The 17,460-nt window shown below is 57.2% G+C and carries 17 protein-coding genes; 6 read left to right on the top strand and 11 right to left on the bottom strand.

Annotated features, from left to right (window positions below; genetic code table 11):
- Positions 1 to 9 precede the first annotated feature (9 nt).
- Positions 10 to 711, bottom strand: coding sequence for an enoyl-CoA hydratase/isomerase family protein (locus ACJJU9_RS14580; protein WP_407728839.1), 702 nt, complete (start codon positions 709 to 711; stop codon positions 10 to 12).
- 146 nt (positions 712 to 857) lie between these two features.
- On the opposite strand from ACJJU9_RS14580, the gene ACJJU9_RS14575 reads away from it, so the two are divergent.
- Positions 858 to 1,883 carry an alcohol dehydrogenase catalytic domain-containing protein gene (locus ACJJU9_RS14575; RefSeq protein ID WP_401092919.1) on the top strand — a complete coding sequence of 342 codons (1,026 nt, stop codon included), beginning with the start codon at positions 858 to 860 and terminating at the stop codon, positions 1,881 to 1,883.
- 2 nt (positions 1,884 to 1,885) lie between these two features.
- Positions 1,886 to 3,364 carry a class I adenylate-forming enzyme family protein gene (locus ACJJU9_RS14570; protein ID WP_407728838.1) on the top strand — a complete coding sequence of 493 codons (1,479 nt, stop codon included), beginning with the start codon at positions 1,886 to 1,888 and terminating at the stop codon, positions 3,362 to 3,364.
- A 12-nt stretch (positions 3,365 to 3,376) separates the two neighbouring features.
- On the opposite strand, the gene ACJJU9_RS14565 is transcribed toward ACJJU9_RS14570, so the two are convergent.
- Positions 3,377 to 4,165: an IclR family transcriptional regulator gene (locus tag ACJJU9_RS14565; RefSeq protein ID WP_048387035.1), complete on the bottom strand. Its 789-nt coding sequence runs from the start codon at positions 4,163 to 4,165 to the stop codon at positions 3,377 to 3,379.
- Positions 4,166 to 4,762: 597 nt separating this feature from the next.
- On the opposite strand from ACJJU9_RS14565, the gene ACJJU9_RS14560 reads away from it, so the two are divergent.
- The gene (locus ACJJU9_RS14560) at positions 4,763 to 5,665 is read left to right on the top strand and encodes an EamA family transporter (protein ID WP_407728837.1); all 903 of its coding nucleotides are present in this window, start codon (positions 4,763 to 4,765) and stop codon (positions 5,663 to 5,665) included.
- A gap of 429 nt (positions 5,666 to 6,094) precedes the next feature.
- Here ACJJU9_RS14560 and ACJJU9_RS14555 read toward each other — a convergent pair whose 3' ends face one another.
- On the bottom strand, positions 6,095 to 7,024 hold the full coding sequence (locus tag ACJJU9_RS14555; protein WP_407728836.1) for a DHH family phosphoesterase: 930 nt from the start codon (positions 7,022 to 7,024) through the stop codon (positions 6,095 to 6,097).
- Between the two features lie 371 nt (positions 7,025 to 7,395).
- On the opposite strand from ACJJU9_RS14555, the gene ACJJU9_RS14550 reads away from it, so the two are divergent.
- The 3 genes from ACJJU9_RS14550 (at position 7,396) to ACJJU9_RS14540 (ending at position 9,566) form a co-directional block, all read left to right on the top strand.
- Positions 7,396 to 8,427: a Fic family protein gene (locus tag ACJJU9_RS14550; RefSeq protein WP_407728835.1), complete on the top strand. Its 1,032-nt coding sequence runs from the start codon at positions 7,396 to 7,398 to the stop codon at positions 8,425 to 8,427.
- A 32-nt stretch (positions 8,428 to 8,459) separates the two neighbouring features.
- The gene (locus ACJJU9_RS14545; protein WP_048369212.1) at positions 8,460 to 8,840 is read left to right on the top strand and encodes a RidA family protein; all 381 of its coding nucleotides are present in this window, start codon (positions 8,460 to 8,462) and stop codon (positions 8,838 to 8,840) included.
- 96 nt (positions 8,841 to 8,936) lie between these two features.
- Positions 8,937 to 9,566, top strand: coding sequence for a hypothetical protein (locus tag ACJJU9_RS14540; RefSeq protein WP_048387555.1), 630 nt, complete (start codon positions 8,937 to 8,939; stop codon positions 9,564 to 9,566).
- 66 nt (positions 9,567 to 9,632) lie between these two features.
- On the opposite strand, the gene kch (ACJJU9_RS14535) is transcribed toward ACJJU9_RS14540, so the two are convergent.
- The 8 genes from kch (ACJJU9_RS14535) to ureE all read right to left on the bottom strand — a co-directional run bounded on the left by kch (ACJJU9_RS14535) (position 9,633) and on the right by ureE (position 17,365).
- On the bottom strand, positions 9,633 to 10,808 hold the full coding sequence (kch, locus tag ACJJU9_RS14535; RefSeq protein WP_407728834.1) for a voltage-gated potassium channel protein: 1,176 nt from the start codon (positions 10,806 to 10,808) through the stop codon (positions 9,633 to 9,635).
- Positions 10,809 to 10,944: 136 nt separating this feature from the next.
- Positions 10,945 to 12,117, bottom strand: a complete 1,173-nt coding sequence (kch, locus tag ACJJU9_RS14530; protein ID WP_153335202.1) for a voltage-gated potassium channel protein — start codon at positions 12,115 to 12,117, stop codon at positions 10,945 to 10,947.
- Between the two features lie 93 nt (positions 12,118 to 12,210).
- Entirely contained in the window at positions 12,211 to 13,269 is a 1,059-nt protein-coding gene (locus ACJJU9_RS14525) for a HoxN/HupN/NixA family nickel/cobalt transporter (RefSeq protein WP_407728833.1), read from the bottom strand.
- A gap of 23 nt (positions 13,270 to 13,292) precedes the next feature.
- A complete protein-coding gene (gene yut, locus ACJJU9_RS14520) occupies positions 13,293 to 14,291 on the bottom strand; it encodes an urea transporter (protein WP_407728832.1) in 999 nt (332 codons plus the stop codon).
- A gap of 45 nt (positions 14,292 to 14,336) precedes the next feature.
- Positions 14,337 to 15,299: an urease accessory protein UreD gene (locus ACJJU9_RS14515; RefSeq protein WP_407728831.1), complete on the bottom strand. Its 963-nt coding sequence runs from the start codon at positions 15,297 to 15,299 to the stop codon at positions 14,337 to 14,339.
- Positions 15,296 to 15,952: an urease accessory protein UreG gene (ureG, locus tag ACJJU9_RS14510; protein ID WP_048387408.1), complete on the bottom strand. Its 657-nt coding sequence runs from the start codon at positions 15,950 to 15,952 to the stop codon at positions 15,296 to 15,298. Before ureG ends, ACJJU9_RS14515 begins: the two co-directional genes overlap by 4 nt.
- A gap of 27 nt (positions 15,953 to 15,979) precedes the next feature.
- Positions 15,980 to 16,666, bottom strand: a complete 687-nt coding sequence (locus tag ACJJU9_RS14505) for an urease accessory protein UreF (RefSeq protein ID WP_048387409.1) — start codon at positions 16,664 to 16,666, stop codon at positions 15,980 to 15,982.
- Between the two features lie 21 nt (positions 16,667 to 16,687).
- A complete protein-coding gene (gene ureE / locus ACJJU9_RS14500; RefSeq protein WP_407728830.1) occupies positions 16,688 to 17,365 on the bottom strand; it encodes an urease accessory protein UreE in 678 nt (225 codons plus the stop codon).
- Positions 17,366 to 17,460 lie beyond the last annotated feature (95 nt).

Here is a 17,460-nt window from a genome sequence, read left to right as displayed (position 1 = left end):
TAGTGGCTGTCAGTGAGGTTGCATTACGTCGGTTCGGGCTTCGTCGATCAGGGCCAGATGCTGTTGCAGGCGGTTGTTGCGATCGGCCAGCAGCAAGCGTTTGGTCCATTGCATGGCGCGTGAGTCATGGGCTGCCAGACGCCGGGCGAGGTCCAGTGCGGCGGCGATGGAGTCGTCGACCACAGCATTGACCAGCCCCATTTCCAGTGCCTGCGCGGCATCGAACGGGCGTGCGCTAAGCATGATATCCAGCGCAGCGGCTTCGCCGATCAGGCTGGGCAGGGTGATGGTGCTGAAACCAGAGAGCATGCCATGGCCGACTTCGGGAAAGCTGAAGCGGGTGTCGTGCCGGGCAATGCGGAAATCGCAATGAATCGCCAGGCTGATGCCCAGGCCCAGTGTATGGCCCTGCAACGCGGCGATCACTGGCTTGGTCAACGGGGTGCCCACGCCGGGCAGCGAATTGGCCAGTACCTGTGTGCTGACAGTCTCACCCGTGGCGGCAATTTCCTTGAGGTCGGAGCCGGCGCAAAAGGCCCGTTCACCGGCACCGCGCAGCACGATGGCGCGCACTGCGCAGTCGTCTTGCGCACGCTGCCAGACCTGCGCGAGGGCCAATTTGGCGGCACCGTTCAAGGCATTCAAGCGTTCCGGGCGATTGAGCGTGACCAGTAAAACGCCGTCTTCAACTATTTCGTACTCGACAGTCATGGCTTCGATTCAGTGTCGTTTTAAGGAAAACGCATTGCCACTTGAGCTCTGCGTCAAAGTGAGCAAAACTTAAATCATGTGCACAATACAAACAATGTGTTTGTTATATGAACATATTCTTATGTACTTCCATATGGTTATAAAAGATGAAAGCAATCGTTCTAAAAGATTTTGGTGGCCCCGAGCAGTTGCAGCTTGAGACGGTGCCGACGCCACAGCCAGACGCCCATGAAGTGCTGGTGCGCATTGAAGCCGCTGGTGTGTGTCATCACGATTTGATGCACCGTGCTGGCAAGTTGCCGGGGGCGCACACCGGTGTGGTGCTCGGTCATGAAGTGTCGGGTGAGGTGGTTGAAGTAGGTGCCCAGGTGCATCACTTGAAAGTCGGCAGCCGCGTGGTGGTGTACCAGCGACGTTTTTGCGGGCAGTGCCGTGACTGCCTGCGTGGACGTCAGGACTTGTGCCGCGCTTTAGGCTTGCCCTCGGTCGACACCGAAGGCGCGTATGCCGAATACCTGCGCGTACCTGCGGCTTCAGCAGTGCAATTGCCGGACAGCATTGGCTATGCCGATGCCGCCCTGGCATGTTGCCCGATCGCCACCAGCGTACGTGCGCTGGTGTCGCAAGCACAGCTCAAACCGGGTGAAACCGTCTTGATCAACGGCGCCAGCGGCGGGTTGGGCGCGCACCAATTGCAACTGGCGCGCTCGCTGGGCGCGCGGGTGATTGCAGTGACTGGCAGCGCCGACAAAGTGGACTTTTTGCGTACCTTGGGCGCCCATGACGTGGTGGTAGCGGGCAGCGAAGGCTACAGCGCCGCCGTCTGGCAACTGACCGGACGTCAGGGTGTCGACGTGGCCATGGAGAACGTCGGCCACACCTTGCACGACACCTTGCGCAGCATGGCGATGGGCGGGCGCGTGGTGGTGCTGGGCAATGTGCAGCCGGGCACTGTGCCGGTGTCGCCGGGGCTGTTGATAGGCCGACGCCTGAGCCTGCTCGGCTCCGGCAGCGCCACGCTGGAGGATTTGCGCACGGCGTTGGCAATGATCGCGGCCGGTCAGGTCCGGCCTTTGATCGACCGGGTGCTGCCGTTTACCGAAGTGGCTCAGGCCCACGCCTTGCTCGAAAAACGCCAGGTCAATGGCCGCATCGTCCTCAGTGGGTGGTGAGCATGGACATCAGCACACTGTTTACCCAGGCTGCCCGCAAATGGCCGCAGGCGCTGGCGATCAAAGACCTGCGCAGCGCTCGTGAGCTGACCTTTGCCGAGCTCGATCAGGCCCTTGATGACTTCGCGGCCGGACTGGTTGAGTTGGGTGTCCTTACAGGCGAGCGGGTTGCCCTGTTGGCCGATACCAGCCTGGATTATCTGCTGGCCGATTACGGCTGCATGGCCCATGGCCGGGTCCGCGTGCCGCTGGATCCGTCGCTGGCATCGGGCGAATTGCTGGCGCAGATCAACGATGCTGGCGCGCGTTTGCTGCTGTTCGGCAAAGGCCATGCTCACGTGGCGGCTGCGCTGGTTGAGCAGGGCGTGGTCTGCCTGCCGCTGGACGCGGTGAGTGTTCGTGGCATGGCCGATGCACCGCTGCGGGTTGCCCGGGCACGCACGGAGCTGGCGTCGTTGAACTACACCGGCGGCACCACCGGCGCGCCGAAGGCGGTCATGCACACCCACGCCAGCCTGTGTGCGGTGTTGCAGAACATCATCATGGCCCGTGCGGCGTTGCCCGGTGATGTACTGCTGAACGTGCGGCCGCTGTGGCCGATTGCGGCGGTGGCATTGCTGGCCCATGTGCTCAGTGGTGGGCAGTTGGTGCTGGCTGAGCGTTTTGAGGCATCTACCTTTGTTGGCCAGTTGCAGCAGCACCGTGCGGCCTTCAGTTCGTTGGTGCCGACACATTTGTTGCGGGTATTGCGTGAGCCGCGCCTGGCTTACCCGGACCTGAGCGTGTTGAAGAGCATCGACATCGGTGCGGCCGCCATCGCGCCCTCGGTTCTGGACGACGCCTGTGAATTGTTCGGGCCGCGTTTGAGTGTGTTGTACGGCATGACCGAAGCCCCCTGGACCTGTTATTTGTCGGCCGCACAAATGGGCCAGTTGCGCCGCGACGGCGAGAGCGCCGAAGGGCTGGTCGGACGTCCGGTGTTTGCTGCGGGGTTGCGAATCGACCGGCCCGATGACCAGGGTATGGGTGAAATCATGCTGGCGGGTCCGCAGTTAATGGCGGGTTACTGGCAGCAGCCCGAATTGACTGCGCAGGTGCTGGAAGAGGGCTGGCTGCGCAGCGGCGACCTGGGCCGGATCCGCGCTGATGGTTATTTGCAGGTCATGGGCCGCAGCAAGGAAATCATCCGCAGTGGCGGTAAAAGCATCCAGCCGGGTGAAGTCATCGAGTGCCTGCTGAACCATCCGCAGGTGGCGGATGCCCATGTGTTTGGTCAGGCCGATCTGGAGTGGGGCGAGCGGGTATGCGCGGCAGTCGTGCTTAAGCCCGGTGCTGCGCCTTCCAGTGAGCAACTGCAAAGCCATTGCCAGCAAGTGTTGTCGCGTTTCAAAGTGCCGCGCCACGTGTACTTCGTGGAGACCTTGCCGCGTTCGCACTACGGCAAGATCCAGCTCAACCGCTTGCTGGAGCAACTGGGCTGAGCGTGTGCAGTATTAGTTGGGCGCCATTTGCGCAGCAATGCCCTGACAGGTACGGCGCAGATGGCTGGCCAGCTCAGAGCCGGGGTGGGTTTGCTCTTCCATGGCCAGCCCAGCGATGACCAGTGCCCCGACGGCATGGCCGTTGGCGGGGCGAATCGGGTAGGCAATCGAGTGCAAGCCCGGTTTGAACTCTTCGTGGCCGAAGGCAAAGTCCTGCTCGCTGCGGATCTTTTGCAAGGCTGGATCGATCTGTTGCCAACGCTCTTCACCGAGTAAACCGTGCGCTTGCTCGGCGCTGTAAGTGGCCAGAATCGCCCGTCCGCTGGGGCTGCCGTCGATAGGGAATTGATCCGCCAGATCGACAATCACATTCAGCGGCGTCGACGGCGTCCACATCCGCTCAATCAACACCACCTCATCACCCACCGGAATCGACAGCGAGACAATGGCCTGCAAGTCACCGATCACACGCTGCAATTCAATGGTGAACGGCAGGGCGATCTTGCGCAGGTTAAGGCGATTGAGATAAGCCGACGAATAAATCAATGACTCGGCGCCGATCCGGTACGTACCGGCGTGCGACTCGATCAGATTCCAGTGATTGAGCGTCTTGAGTAGACGATGGATCGTGGTGCGATCAATCCCCGTCAGCTTGGCCAGCTCCAGCGCCGACGCGCCCTGCTTGAGCCGGGCCAGCGTCCTGAGCAAGACAATCGAACGGTCAATCACCTGAACGCGTCCGCAGTTGCCGGCTTTATCCTGGCTGGCCTGTGCTGCGAGTGGGAGTGAAGAAGTGTCCATTAAAATCCTGTGCGTGTCCGAGCCATTGCGAGCGGGTAAGGGTAGCGGTGAACGCGGTGGGAGAGAAAGGGGGGAATGCGTGGGGGATGAAAAATAGAGGGTAGGAGGAGCCGAGGTTTGGCGTAGGAAAAGTCTTGAAACTGATGATCTGCATTTCCTTTAACTTGCAGCGAAGTATCTTTTTAAGAAATAAGAGTTTGTTTTGGGTGGTTTTAATTGTTGTGCGTGGCGTGCTGAAAGTGTGGTGTTTAGTCGTAAATAGCTATTTGTCATATGGTTTATTTGTATGGCGTGTTTGTTTGATTTTGTATGCGGGTATATGTGCCGTTCGTCAGCTTTGCTCGGGTTGTGCTCGTTGTAAAAGTCGTTATATGTTGGCTTGGAGTGTTAAGGGTAAGGGGTGTGGTGGTTTGAGTTTTCGTGTGTCGTAATGTGTCGTTTTAGTGGTGCTTTTTATCTTGGCCTGTTAGTGGCGTTGGAGGATGATGTTTTGTGTTGGGGTAGCGATTTTAACGGGCTGCTGAGTGTGAGTATATTTTTAAGGGGGTTGCACTAAGTTATTAGGAGTAGGTCTATGTTGTGCGCTAAATTTTTGTTATGAGTTATGCTCGCGCCGGAGCCAAGGCTGGTTTGCTCGCGGCGATAATCTCAAATGTACTGCTTGGGCTTTCTTCACTTTATTGGAAAGCACTTGATGAAATGTCCCCGTTTGCTTTATTAAGTTATAGAGTTGTTTTTTCAACGGTAAGTGTGACGTTTATTTTGTTGGCTCGAAAAGAGCTTAAGTGCTTGTTGTTGGAGATCAAGTGGAAAGATGTATCACTGCACGGCGCGGCAGCGATTTTAGTGGCTTGTAACTGGGGGGTATTTATTTGGGCTTCGATTCATTCTCGGGTGTTTGAGAGTGGGCTGGGTTACCTCATTGCTCCGTTGTTTGGAATTGGCTTAGGGCTGGTTTTTTATAAAGAGTTTATATCCATATTTAAAGGTGTTGCCCTGTTCTTTGTAGTGTTGAGCGTGTTGTTTCTGATTTTGAGCGTGCCGGGCTTGGATTTTCGTGTGTATTTAAGCATCGGTGTGACGTGGGGGGCTTACACGTGGTTGAAAAAAATGGCCCGTCTAGATCCTGTGTCTGGATTGTTTGTTGAATCTTTATTGCTCTCCGTTATGGTTGTTGCCTTGGTTTTATATTCTGATGGTGGCATGGAGGTTCCTGTAGGGTTAACTGTAATCGATTGGTCATTGCTTCTAAGCTGTGGTCTGGTTTCATTGATTCCTTTGGCACTCTTTGCATTTGCTGCAAAAAGTCTGCCTTTGAGTGTCATGGGATTGTTGCAGTTTGTGCTACCACTGACTCAGTTTTGTGTTGCAGTGGTTTTCTATGGGCAAATAATTTCTTTTGAAATGCTTGTGGTATTTTTAGTGATTTTTCTGGGGATGATTTTGGTGGTTTTGGAGTCGCCCATAAAAATGTTTTTGCGGATAAAACGACGATCATAAATCTCGCGTACAACTATTCGTTGTTGGGCCAGAGCGGATTTGCCTAATCACAATGTATCAAGATCAAAACATCGCAGCCTTCGGCAGCGACTACAAAACTGGCTAATAACGCACCCTCTGTAGGAGGTGCCGCCCCGTCTTCGACGCCGCGCTGTCGCGCAGCAAACAGGCCGCCGAATATCTTCAGCATCCCCCAATCGGTTCCCTCTCCTACGGGAGAGGGCTAGGGTGAGGGGCGCTCTTAGATCAAGATCAAAAGATCGCGAGGCAAGCTCGCTCCTACAAGGTCTTTAGAATCAATCACTTATTTTATGTTTGATAAGAGCGAGCTTGCCTCGCGATCTTTTAATCTTTCCATATACCCTAAATAACCTGTCGAAACGCGTAGTTATTGTTTTAAGGAGTAAATCATTTTCTGCTGATCGTCGATCACCTGCTCAATGGCTTGTCGGCGAATTTCAACGCCGCGCGCAGGATTTGCTTGCGCAGCAATGCGCCGGGCACCTTGGCCAGTTGCTCGACAAAGGTTACGTCGAGCAACTCAGCGACGTGCGCAGCGCTGGCCGGGCTGCCGACCAACAGGTAGCTGCAGTGTTCGTCGATGCTGATCAGGTTGAGCAGCCAGTCCGGGTCATGGGCTTGCAGGGTCGATACCAGCGTTGCCCGCTGTGTCTGCAACAGGTGCTGCGCATTCCATACTGTGAGCTGCCCGATCACCCGTGGCAGCGGCAATTGAGCATCCATGCGCTTGAGGTCTTTGTTGATCGCCGCAGGCAGGTCATGCTCGATCGCGGTCTGGCATTCACTGAAGTAACGGGCTGGCCAGTCCTGAGCCAATCCTGCTTTGTCGGCCAGCGCTGCGTAGGCCTGCAGATCGCGGGCAGTGGTGATCTGGCCCTTGAGGTTCAGGGTGTTATCGAGAATCGCAGTGGCCAGCAAGGCGGCGGTGCTTGAATTCATTGCGTGGAACAGACCGGCTTCGACCCAGCGCTCATACACCTGTGTGCAGGCAGCGCCGACAGCTTCGATGGCGGCCCTGGTGCCCAGCCGTTGCTGCCAATACGACTCAAAGCCCGGGTGATGGTCAATCACTTCAACCACACGCTGTGCATCGACACAGGTATCGAAATGGCTGGGGTCACTGATGTCGATCATCACGAAGTGATCGTGCTCAGTGGCATGATGCGCATCAAGGCCCACGGGCCAGTCGCGCAGGGTCTGGCTGATGCTCTGATTGAGCGGGGCACTGCTGATCGCCTTGGCTTCAAGGCCTTGCAGGTTAAGCAACTGGGCGAAAGCAATACACCCCGCATAAGCATCGACATCGAGATAGGCAGAGCCGCTGGTGACAACAATCATGGGCGAGGGCAAGTCCGGGAGCGGCAAGATAGAGGCCCGCCAACTTAGCTCAAAGAGATGTCAGCGGTGTTTCAGCTTTTGTGATCTCCCACGGCCTGTAGTCGCTGACGAGGAACGAAGGCTGCGATCAAGATCAAAAGATCGCGAGGCAAGCTCGCTCCTACGGTTTTATTGCGTGTGCAGATCTTGCTCTGGCCGCATTCTGCCCGGCCCGTCGATTGCCGCCTGCAGCGCGCCCCAGTGTTAAACTCGCCCTCGCCGCAGAACAAGCCAGCGCGGCGGTTGATTAAGTTAGCCAGGCGTGAGGCGGGCTTTTAGTTTTTAATGAGGCCACGCATTGCTTACCGGAATACTCCCATGATGGATCAACAATGAGTCGCTACCAGCCACCCCTGTCGCTGACTCTGCCGATGCTCGGGCTGGTGGCAGAGATCAGCGAGCAGATTGGCCGGTTGTCGGCGTTGCACGCTGCGACCCTGACACCGCAGTTGCGACGGGGTAACCGGATCCGCACCATCCAGGCTTCGTTGGCGATTGAAAACAACCCCCTGAGTGTCGAGCAAGTCACGGCCGTACTGGAAGGTAAACGCGTGTTGGGCTTGCCCCGTGAAATTCAGGAGGTCCGCAATGCGTTTGCGGCCTATGAAGCCATGCCTGATTGGCGTCCGTCATCGCGTGCTGATGTGCTGGCGGCTCATCGGTTGTTGATGCTGGGGTTGATTGACGACGCAGGCCAATTTCGTCGAGGTGGCGTTGGGATTTACCGCGGTGACAAGCTGGTACACATGGCGCCGCCGCCGAGTCGGGTGGCAACACTCATTGATGATCTGCTGGCCTGGCTTGAGGTGACGGAGCTTCACCCCTTGATCGCCAGTTGCGTCTTTCATTACGAGTTTGAATTTATTCATCCGTTCGCTGATGGCAACGGTCGTATGGGCCGTTTATGGCAAACACTGATCCTCAGTCAATGGCGCTCGGTGTTGGCCTGGCTGCCGGTGGAAAGCGTGATTTGCGAACAGCAAGAGGCTTATTACGCCGCGCTGCTGGCTGCCGATCAACAAGCGCAGGCCACGCCCTTTGTGGAGTTTATGCTGCAAGCCTTGCAGCAGGCCTTGTTGAATGCAGAACAGACCGACCAAGTAACCGACCAAGTAACCGACCAAGTAAGCCGTCATGTAATCCGCTTGCTTGAAGCATTAAAAGGCAGCACGGGGTTGAAAACGGCTGAATTGATGCCTCTGCTGCGGCTGACTCATCGGGCAACCTTTCGCAGTAACTATTTGTCACCTGCGTTGACAGCCGGGCTCGTTGAAATGACGGATCCGCTTTCGCCGCGCAGCCCGGTACAGAAATACCGACTGACTGCCCAAGGCCTCAATTGCCTGGGCATGAGCAAGACCTGAAGATTTTTATTCACCCTGAACCAGAGACTCACATGGCCCACCAAGACATTACCTTCACCCCTGATCCAGACGCCGATTCCATCTCTTCGGATGTTGCCGGTTTTGCCGGGATTCTGGTCTCCACGCAGATCCCGACCCGCGCTGACGGCAGTCTGGAACTGGGCGGGATCACTGAGCAAAGCGAGTGCACGTTGCAGGCACTCAAGGTTGCCCTGGAAAAGGCTGGCAGTTCGATGGACCGGGTGTTGCACCTGACGATTTACCTGACTGACATGGCTGACCGCGCGGCGTTCAACGAAGTCTACAAGCGCTTTTTCGCCAAGCCGTGGCCGGTGCGTGCTGCTGTTGGCGTAGCGGCTCTGGCGGTAGAAGGCATGCGTGTGGAAGTGACCGCCATGGCGGCCAAGGCCTGAGTCAATAACACCCAACTGCGTTCGGTCTTCTACACTCCCTTTTGGCCAGTTTTTGGCCGTGCCAATGAAGGCACACAAAGAAAGGGAGTAATGAACATGGTTCGCAGATTTTTGGGCGTTGTAGCGTTGGTATTGCTGGCCGGTTGCGCCACCAACCGGGCAGAAGTGGACGTGGATGTTTTGCCGCCGGGCAATACGCAAACGCCTGCCCCGAGCAATGGCAAGAAGGTGTTTGTCAGTGCCGTTGATGAGCGTGTTTTTCAGATCAAGCCAGACAGTTTCGATATCCCTTCGCTGAAGTACGACGACATTGACGATAAGTCGATTACCGAACGGGCGATTGCGCGCAAACGCAACAACTTCAATTGGGCCATTGGCGATGTGCTCCTGCCCAAAGGCCGCACGGTGGCCGGGTTGGTGAGTGATGCGGTGGCCAGCGCTTATCGCCAGGCCGGTTATGAGGTCGTGAGCACGCCAACGGGCAGTAATGTGAACAAGGTGCAGGTGCGCATTATTGAGTTCTGGTCATGGTCAGGTGTCGACGGGGTGCTGGACAAGGGCGTACGCAATCAGTCGCTGTTGCAGATCAAACCCGCAGGCGCGCCTGAGTACAGCGTGAAAACCCTGGTCACCGAAAACGCTAAGGTGGTGACCGACTCGGTCTGGAAGAACATCACCGAAGAGGGTCTTGAGGCCATTACTCAGGAAACCCTGAAGAAGCTTTAATCCGCTTGCAGGGCGAGGCTGTGATGGGTGTCACGGCCTCGCTTTACTCTTTAGCGAGCACACGTTTTACGCCAGTGACGTGCGCTGGCCGAAGAACATTTCAGTGATCAGATCGTTGTTGATGGTGTCGCCTTGCAGGGTGCGTATCAGCAATTCACTGCCCAGCAGCGGCAGTGACAACAGCAGGGTCGGGTTAACGCGTTTGACCTTGGAGATGTTCTGAGTGTCGTTGACCAGCGCAATGATCTTGGTGTTTTCGCCGGCCACTTCCTTGGCCGCCAAAATGGTGAATACGTTTTGTGCATCGCTGTCCGACAGGGTGACGATGTACTTGGCTGCACCGGCGTCCGCCAGTTTGAGGGTCGCGATGGCCGACGGGTCCCCCTCGATGATGTCGGCCTGGTCTGGCAGATCGTGCTGGCTGCCCGGAGCGCAGATCACCGTGACATGCTCGCCACGTGCCGTCAGGCCTTTGTAGACGTTGTGGGCCAATGAACTGGCGCCCACCAGGATGTAGTGCTTTTTGCGCGCCATGTGGGTCATCCGGCCTTTAATGATGCGCTGGATATTGTTGCTGATTAGCGGCCCGACAATGGACGCCAGGGAAATGGCAAACAGGGTGATGCCCAGCACAATCACCGTCAGGCAAAAATACCGGGACACGGTGGAGTGCGGGAGGATGTCGCCAAAGGCAACGGTGGTCATGACCTCAAGCGCGAAATAGAACGCCGTGGTCAGGTCGGTGACTGGCGGTGCGAACTGCTCACCCAGGTACAACGTGCCCAGCGTGCTGTAGACGGTCAGCGAGGCCAGGCTGACGATTGCAAAAAAGCTGCCGGTGGCCAGGCTGTAGTGGTCAAACCGTCGCCAGTTATAAAACAGCACGGCGATGCTGACTAACGAAAGGTAAGTGACATAGCTGGGCTTTTTCTCGATGAAAAAGTCGATGCAGACCGCCGCCAGCAATAACAGCAGGGCAAAGAACCAACTGATCCGTGACTTGATCAGCAGCCCGAATGACATCAGTACAAGCACGCAGCCTGTGATGACCACAGGGATTTCCAGCAAGGCGAAAAAGCCCAGGGCTTCTTTCCATGAATGAAACGAGCTGCCCGCAGCTTCGGCCTGCGCGAGCCAGCGTAGCCACACGGGCAGGACCATCGCACAGCCATTGATTGCCACCAGCAGCGCGACGCCATAGGCAAAACTGAGTCGCGATTTAACTTCCTGTAATAAAGCCATGGTTCCCACCTACCACATGTCCGTTATGAGGTTCGGGGGAGTGTAGGACAGGTTTTAAGTTTTACGCTGGCAGGGCGAGGGGCCCCGTAATGGCCTTGTTCCAGGCCATTGCGGGGCAAAACGAAAGGGCGTTTGGTTACAGCGACGTGCGCTTGCCGAAGAAGATTTCGGTGATCAGGTTGTTGTCGATCTGGTCGCCCTGCAGGGTGCGCACCAGCAGTTCACTGCCCAGCAACGGCAGGGACAACACCATGTTCGGGGCCACGCGTTTGACCTTGGGGATGTTGTCGGTTTCGTTGACCAGCGCGATGATTTTGGTGGTGTCGCCGGCCACTTCCTTGGCAGCCAGAATGGTGAACACATTCTCTGCATCGTTTTCACGCAAGGTGACGATGTATTTGGCTTCGTCGGCACCGGCCAGTTTGAGGGTCGCGGTTGAAGACGGATCACCCTCGATGATGTCGGCGGTTTCCGGCAGTTCGTGCTGGGCGCCAGGGACATTGATGACCGTGACGTGCTCGCCACGATCAATCAGGCCGGTATAGACGTTTTGGGCCAGTGAGCCAGTGCCAACCAGAATGTAGTGATTTTTGCGGGCCATGTGGGTAATCCTGCCTTTGACAATGCGTTGAATGTTGTTGCTGATCAGAGGTCCGGCAATCGACGCCACCGACACCGCGAAGATGGTGATCCCCAGAATAATCACCGTGACGGTGAAGAGCCGGGCATCGGTGCTATGCGGCACGATGTCGCCAAAGCCGACGGTCGACATCACCACAATGGAGAAATAAAACGCCGAAGGCAGGTCGTTGACCTCGGGGGTGAACTGATCGCCCAAGTACAGCGTGCCCAGCGTGCTGTAGACAATCAGCGAGGCGATACTGACGATCGCAAAGAAGCTGCCGGTGGCCAGGCTGTGGTGATCAAAGCGGCGCCAGTAAAAAATCAGCAGGGCGATGGTGAACAACGAGTAGTAGGCCACGCCGTTGGGATTTTTCACGATAAAAAAATCGACGCAGACCGTGGCGATCAATAACAGCAGCGAAAAAAACCAACTGATGCGTGACTTGAGCAACAGGCCTATCGACATCAGCACCAGCAAAAAGCCAACGACAAATCCGGGGATTTCCAGCAAGGCCAAAAAGCTTAAGGCGTCCTTCCACGAGTTAAAGACACCGCCTGCCGCATCAGAGTGGGCGATGCCGCGTTGCAGCACCGGCAGAATCAGGGCCATCCCATTGATGGCAGCCACCAGGGCTACCCCATACGCAAACGAGAGTCGCGATTTAACTTCCTGTAATAAAGTCATAATTCCTACGACGTGTCTATTTAGCGGTTTCAAGAGTGTAGGTCAGGTTAATGCTCCTGACCTTTCTGGCTTCGCGCAGTTTAACAAGTGCCCTTAGACGCTGGCACCCAGTTGGTCATAGCCTCGCAAGTAGTAGTTGAGCCCCGAGATCAGCCAGCAGAGCACGAACAGGGCGATGATCCAGTAGCCAATTTCTCCAAAGTTGTCGTTAAGCGCCGCAATCGGCGCCCATACTCCGCCGCTCAGTTCCAGCTTGTCAGCGATCAGGCCCAGCGCTTCGACGCCGCCGATAAACAGCGCGACAAACACCGACGCGGCGGTGATGGTGATGTTGTAGTAGAGCTTGCGCACGGGCTTGGAGAAGGCCCAGCCATAGGCGCCGATCATCACGAAGTTGTCGAGCGAGTCGATCAGTGCCATACCGGCGGCAAACAGCACCGGGAACACCATGATTGACCACAGGTTGATGCCTTGTGAGGCGCTGGTGGCGCTGATACCCAGCAGCCCGACTTCGGTGGCGGTGTCAAAGCCAAGGCCGAACAGGAACCCCACCGGGTACATGTGCCAGCTTTTATTGACCAGGTTGAACAGGCGGCCAAAGATGCGTGCCATCAGCCCGCCCTTGTTGACCACCAACAGGTCCAGTTCTTCGGCGGGCAAGGTGTGGCCCGCCTTGACCTGTTTGAACTTTTTGTACACCGACAGCAGGATCACCAGGTTGAGCACGCCGAACAGCAGCAGGAACACAGAGGACACCAGGGTGCCGATCAAACCGCCGGTTTCATGGAACCACTCCATGTCGTCCTTGAAGGCCATGGCGGTGGCGGCGATGGCAAAGGAGGCGAGCACCACAATGGTTGAGTGCCCGAGGGAGAACCACGTACCGACGGCAATCGGTCGCTTGCCTTGCTGCATCAATTTGCGCGTGACGTTATCAATGGCCGCGATGTGGTCAGCATCCACCGCATGGCGTAACCCGAAGCCGTAGGCCAGCAACGCGGTGCCCATCAGTACCGGGTTGCTGCCGAACTCGATAAACGCCCAGGCCCAGGCGAGCAGGTTGGCGACCACCAGGCCTACCAGTAAATAAATGGCCCGCCTTGTGGTATCGCTGGTGTCAGAACGGCTGGAAGGGTGAGCGATAGCGGTCATTGTTGTTCCTCAAAACACTGCACTTATTGACGATGAGAGGGCATTACGTCCTTGTTTGGCACCAGAAATAACCACGACGCGAGCACAAAAGGCATGGTCAGGGTCGGGATGCCCACAGGGGCCAACACAGTATTCAAAGCACCCTGCACAAATACAGTGAAAATTACGCCGATCAGCGTGTAAATCAGTACCCGCAAGCGCGGCTTGTTGAAGGTTGAGCCCAGCGCGATGGCGGTGAGCACGGCACTGAACGCATACAAGCCGTTGTTGATGGCCGACTGCTCGCCCTGCAACAGGGTTGCCACCAGCACCGCCAGTAATGAACCCACCAGCCCAAACAGCGCTGCCCACAACGAAGACACTGCCAGACCGGCCAAAAATAATAAACTGCCGACCACGGTGCTCATCAAAAACACTTCGGAGATGCCGTAGAACGTGGCATGGAACACATCGATGCCGTCGAGCAGGTCTGGCGTATGTGCGACCAGATCGTGGGGCAGATTGGGCAGGGGCAGTGCGTGGCTGTTCAGGCCGCCAAAGGCATAGCTGGCCAACAGCATGGTCCAGGTCACCAGAACGAAGGGCGCCGTCAGGGCCGCGACTTTCCAGGTTTTCAGAATGTCGGCAATGCAGATGGTGACGATCACCGAGACCACGCCGCCGAGGATGATGCACAGCCAGACGATGGGCGTGACCTCCAGAAACGTCGGCAAGCCAACGCCCACCAGGCAGCCGTTATAGCCGAACAAACCGGCTTTCCACGACGTCTGGTCCTTGAGGTGCATGCCGGTAAATGTGGCCGCGACAGTGCCCAGCACGCTGCCAAATGCGACCGCCGGATTGCCTTCGGCAAAGGCCCCGACAAATATCGCGGCAAAAAACAGCAAGCCGGTCAGCGGGTTGTTCTGGAACATCACCTGCGCGCAGCCGCGCAGGGTGACGTCAATAAACCCCAGCAGTGCATTGCCGTTTGCCAGTTGCGACCACTTGGATAACGCCGCGTGCATAGTGACTGTCTCCATCGAACCCCGCTGGGAGCCGTGTTCACCTGCTCCCGTCAGCGGCGTTTACTTCCACAAATAGGGCGGTGGCAAAGTCACGCCCAGGATCTCTTCACGGGCGACGGCCCAAAATGCGCGGATTTGCGCTTTGACCGCGCCGCTGTCATTGCCCAGCACTTTGAAGATTAAACCGCACTGATTGGGCAAGCGTGTGACACCGCTGGCCAGCCCCGCCTGCCTGTCAAACACGGCCGGGATGCGCTCGACAATGCGCTCGTGATGTTCTTGGGGCGTGAGCAACACCACGTTGGCGAACACGTCAAAGGTTTGCATGACACCCACGGCGTCCAGGCTTTGCTTTTTCGGCTCCAGCACGTATTTCTCGACAAACAGCTCCTTGCCCTCAAGGGTTTCGGCGGATACCCGCGAGGAATACACATCAAAGCCGAAACGCTCATCGACATGGTGATACTTGCGCCCCGACATCAGGGTCTCGCAGTAAAGGGCCGTTGCCGTCGGGTGGATGCTGATGCGCGTATCAGTGATAAACCGCGCATCGCGATGGGGGATCAGCGGGTCGGGCATAAACTCCAGATAGCCGTTTTCTTCGATTCGCAGGTGCTGAACCTGCGTGGCGTAGTTGGCGTTCATGGAGTGCACTTTGGTCGCCGATTGGGTGGTGACATGCCCGCAGGCGCCCACGCCCACGCTCACATCGGTGGCCAGACGGTCGCCCTGGAGCACGCAACCCGAGGTCGAGATCATGGTCACGCAGGGCAGTTGCGGCAGTGCTTCGTCCCAGTACAAGGCTCGTTGCACCAATGACGGCACGCGCCGCTCCATGTCCGCCAGCACGCTGCGCTTGCCGCGTTGCTCAAAGCCCAGGCGCAGGTAACCGCTTTTGCCGACGGCGCCGCTGTGCATCTGCGCGGGTTCGTCCTGGTACTGCGCGAGTTCCGGGGCGTCGTTGCCGAGTGAATGAGCACGAAGCCGTGAAGGGTTGTTCACGATCTGGCTCTGCGCGGTCATGCCGTAACCTCAGCCTTGGTCGCCGGGGCAGAGGGTTTGTGGGCGAACAGGAACATGTGTTCGATCATGTCCACCAGCGCTTCGATGCCATGCCCGGTTTTGCAGTTGGTGAGGATGTAAGGGCGGCCGCTGCGCACCACTTGGGTGTCGCTTTCCATGACCTCCAGGCTCGCGCCCACGTAAGGCGCCAGGTCGATTTTATTGATGATCAGAATGTCCGCTTGCACCAGGCCGGGGCCGTTCTTGCGGGGGATTTTCTCGCCTTCGGCGACGTCGATCACGTAGATATAAAAGTCGGCCAGGGCGGGGCTGAAGGTCAGGGTCAGGTTGTCGCCGCCGCTCTCGATCATGATCAGGTCGCTGTCCGGGAACTTCTCTTCCATCTCTTCGACCGCGGCGATGTTCATGCTCGGGTCTTCGCGTACCGCCGTGTGCGGGCAGGCGCCGGTTTCAACGCCAAGTATCTTGTCTTCGTCGAGGATGCCCTTGAGCGTGCGCTTGACCTGTTTGGCATCTTCGGTAGTAACGATGTCGTTGGTGATGATCAGCGGTTTGTAGCCACGCTGGATCAGGATCGGGGTGATCACTTCAATGACGGCGGTTTTGCCGGAGCCGACCGGGCCGCCAATACCAATACGGGTAATCTTTTTCACAGGCTCTTCCTTGGAAAGTGCAACGATTCAGTTCATGAACAAACGCACATGGGCTTTGACGTGGACCGCCGCCAGCACGTCGACGATGGGGACATACGACGACATTTGCTCGATGTCGCCGATTTCTGCGATGTCGCAGAAGGTTTCGATGTCATGGTTCAGTTCAAACAAAATGCGCTGGGTGTCGAGGTGGGTGACCCGCATCAGGCGCATGGCCGCGCTGAGGATGGTCATGGCCACACCATACTGGTGCATCACCACCACTTCTCGGGCACCGATGCCTTGGGTCGACATGACCACGGCCTGGGTGACGGGGTAGGTGCCGGCGGCATGGCCGGCTTTGATTTGTTCGAGCCACCAGCGCACCAGTGGTTTTTCCACCACATGGATCGACATTTCGGCGAGTTTTTTGCCCATGCGGGTGGCCATTAACCGGCTTTCTTCGTTGAGCTTGCGGTTGTTCACCGCCCAGTCGGCGCGCAGGATCGCGTCACGGTCATCGGCCACGGCGGCCCGGTGCGCCGCGACCACGCCCATGCCGTCACAACTGGCGGCTTGTTTGAGGGCGGTGAGGACAAACCCCTTGAGGCTGTCGACATCGTGCACGATGCCGGTCTGAATCGCCGACTCGACGCCGTTCGAGAACGAAAAGGCGCCTACGGGCAATACCGAGTCGCCAAACTGCATGATGCGAATCAGGTCTGATGCGTTCATCCAAAGTGCCTTATGCCGGGTTTAGTGCTTAGCGTCATGGCTGTGAAACGTCAGGCCGTTGTCATGGCTATGGCTGTGCGGGTCATGCAGGTATTGGCCTTTGATCTGCAGGGCGGCGGCTTCCAATTTGTCCTGGGGGCTGGCCACATGAACGTGGGTGGCGGTTTCTTCGGCGCCACCAAACAGCAGGCGCGCTTCAGAAGAGGTGAGGTTGGGCAGCACGGCGGCACCGCTGACAAAGGCGTAGGGCAGGTGCTCAAAGCCGTGGGTGCGCATCACCGAATCCATCATCTTGGTTTCCACCGTGAGCGGGATGTACACCTCGTTGTTTTTGGTCACGGCTTTCCAGTGCTGGTTGCCCAGGGCATGCCCGAGTTCGAAGCTGGTCTTGATCAGTACGTCCAGGGGTTGCTGCTTGAGCTCTCTCAAGTCAATGACCATCACGTCGCGCAGGTTGAGTTGCACCACCACGGCATGCCGGGTGGGCTCATCCCACATCAGTACGTCGCCGTCAGCCAGCACCACGTTGCGGTCCAGCGAGATCCCGAGGTCAAGCCCGCCGACGCTGGTGCGGCGGCAGCGGCTTTTTTGCGCTTCACGCTGATCGAGGACCAGCACATCAATGTCAGCCCCTTGCAGTTTTTGCTTCCAGGCCGGGTCTTTCTTGGCATTGCCCAGAATGTGTTCAATCAAAATCACGTCAAAAACTCCTTATTGAACCCGTAGGAGCGAGCTTGCCTCGCGATCTTTCGATCGTTTAAAAGATCGCGAGGCAAGCTCGCTCCTACAGATTT

The sequence above is a fragment of the Pseudomonas helleri genome, from assembly GCF_045830615.1.
Taxonomy (GTDB): Bacteria; Pseudomonadota; Gammaproteobacteria; order Pseudomonadales; family Pseudomonadaceae; genus Aquipseudomonas; species Aquipseudomonas helleri.
The sequence above is the reverse complement of the archived record's forward strand: the minus strand, read 5'-3'. Positions and strand labels throughout refer to the sequence as shown.

Excerpts from the sequence above, each read along its gene's own strand:
- ACJJU9_RS14540 (WP_048387555.1), top strand. The coding sequence starts at position 8,937 with ATGGTTCGCAGATTTTTGGGCGTTGTAGCGTTGGTATTGCTGGCCGGT.
- ACJJU9_RS14570 (WP_407728838.1), top strand. The coding sequence starts at position 1,886 with ATGGACATCAGCACACTGTTTACCCAGGCTGCCCGCAAATGGCCGCAG.
- kch (WP_153335202.1), bottom strand. The coding sequence starts at position 12,117 with ATGACTTTATTACAGGAAGTTAAATCGCGACTCTCGTTTGCGTATGGG.
- ACJJU9_RS14580 (WP_407728839.1), bottom strand. The coding sequence starts at position 711 with ATGACTGTCGAGTACGAAATAGTTGAAGACGGCGTTTTACTGGTCACG.
- ACJJU9_RS14565 (WP_048387035.1), bottom strand. The coding sequence starts at position 4,165 with ATGGACACTTCTTCACTCCCACTCGCAGCACAGGCCAGCCAGGATAAA.
- ACJJU9_RS14560 (WP_407728837.1), top strand. The coding sequence starts at position 4,763 with ATGAGTTATGCTCGCGCCGGAGCCAAGGCTGGTTTGCTCGCGGCGATA.
- ACJJU9_RS14555 (WP_407728836.1), bottom strand. The coding sequence starts at position 7,024 with ATGATTGTTGTCACCAGCGGCTCTGCCTATCTCGATGTCGATGCTTAT.
- yut (WP_407728832.1), bottom strand. The coding sequence starts at position 14,291 with ATGGAGACAGTCACTATGCACGCGGCGTTATCCAAGTGGTCGCAACTG.
- ACJJU9_RS14515 (WP_407728831.1), bottom strand. The coding sequence starts at position 15,299 with ATGACCGCGCAGAGCCAGATCGTGAACAACCCTTCACGGCTTCGTGCT.
- ACJJU9_RS14505 (WP_048387409.1), bottom strand. The coding sequence starts at position 16,666 with ATGAACGCATCAGACCTGATTCGCATCATGCAGTTTGGCGACTCGGTA.
- ACJJU9_RS14550 (WP_407728835.1), top strand. The coding sequence starts at position 7,396 with ATGAGTCGCTACCAGCCACCCCTGTCGCTGACTCTGCCGATGCTCGGG.
- ACJJU9_RS14575 (WP_401092919.1), top strand. The coding sequence starts at position 858 with ATGAAAGCAATCGTTCTAAAAGATTTTGGTGGCCCCGAGCAGTTGCAG.
- kch (WP_407728834.1), bottom strand. The coding sequence starts at position 10,808 with ATGGCTTTATTACAGGAAGTTAAATCGCGACTCAGTTTTGCCTATGGC.
- ACJJU9_RS14545 (WP_048369212.1), top strand. The coding sequence starts at position 8,460 with ATGGCCCACCAAGACATTACCTTCACCCCTGATCCAGACGCCGATTCC.
- ACJJU9_RS14525 (WP_407728833.1), bottom strand. The coding sequence starts at position 13,269 with ATGACCGCTATCGCTCACCCTTCCAGCCGTTCTGACACCAGCGATACC.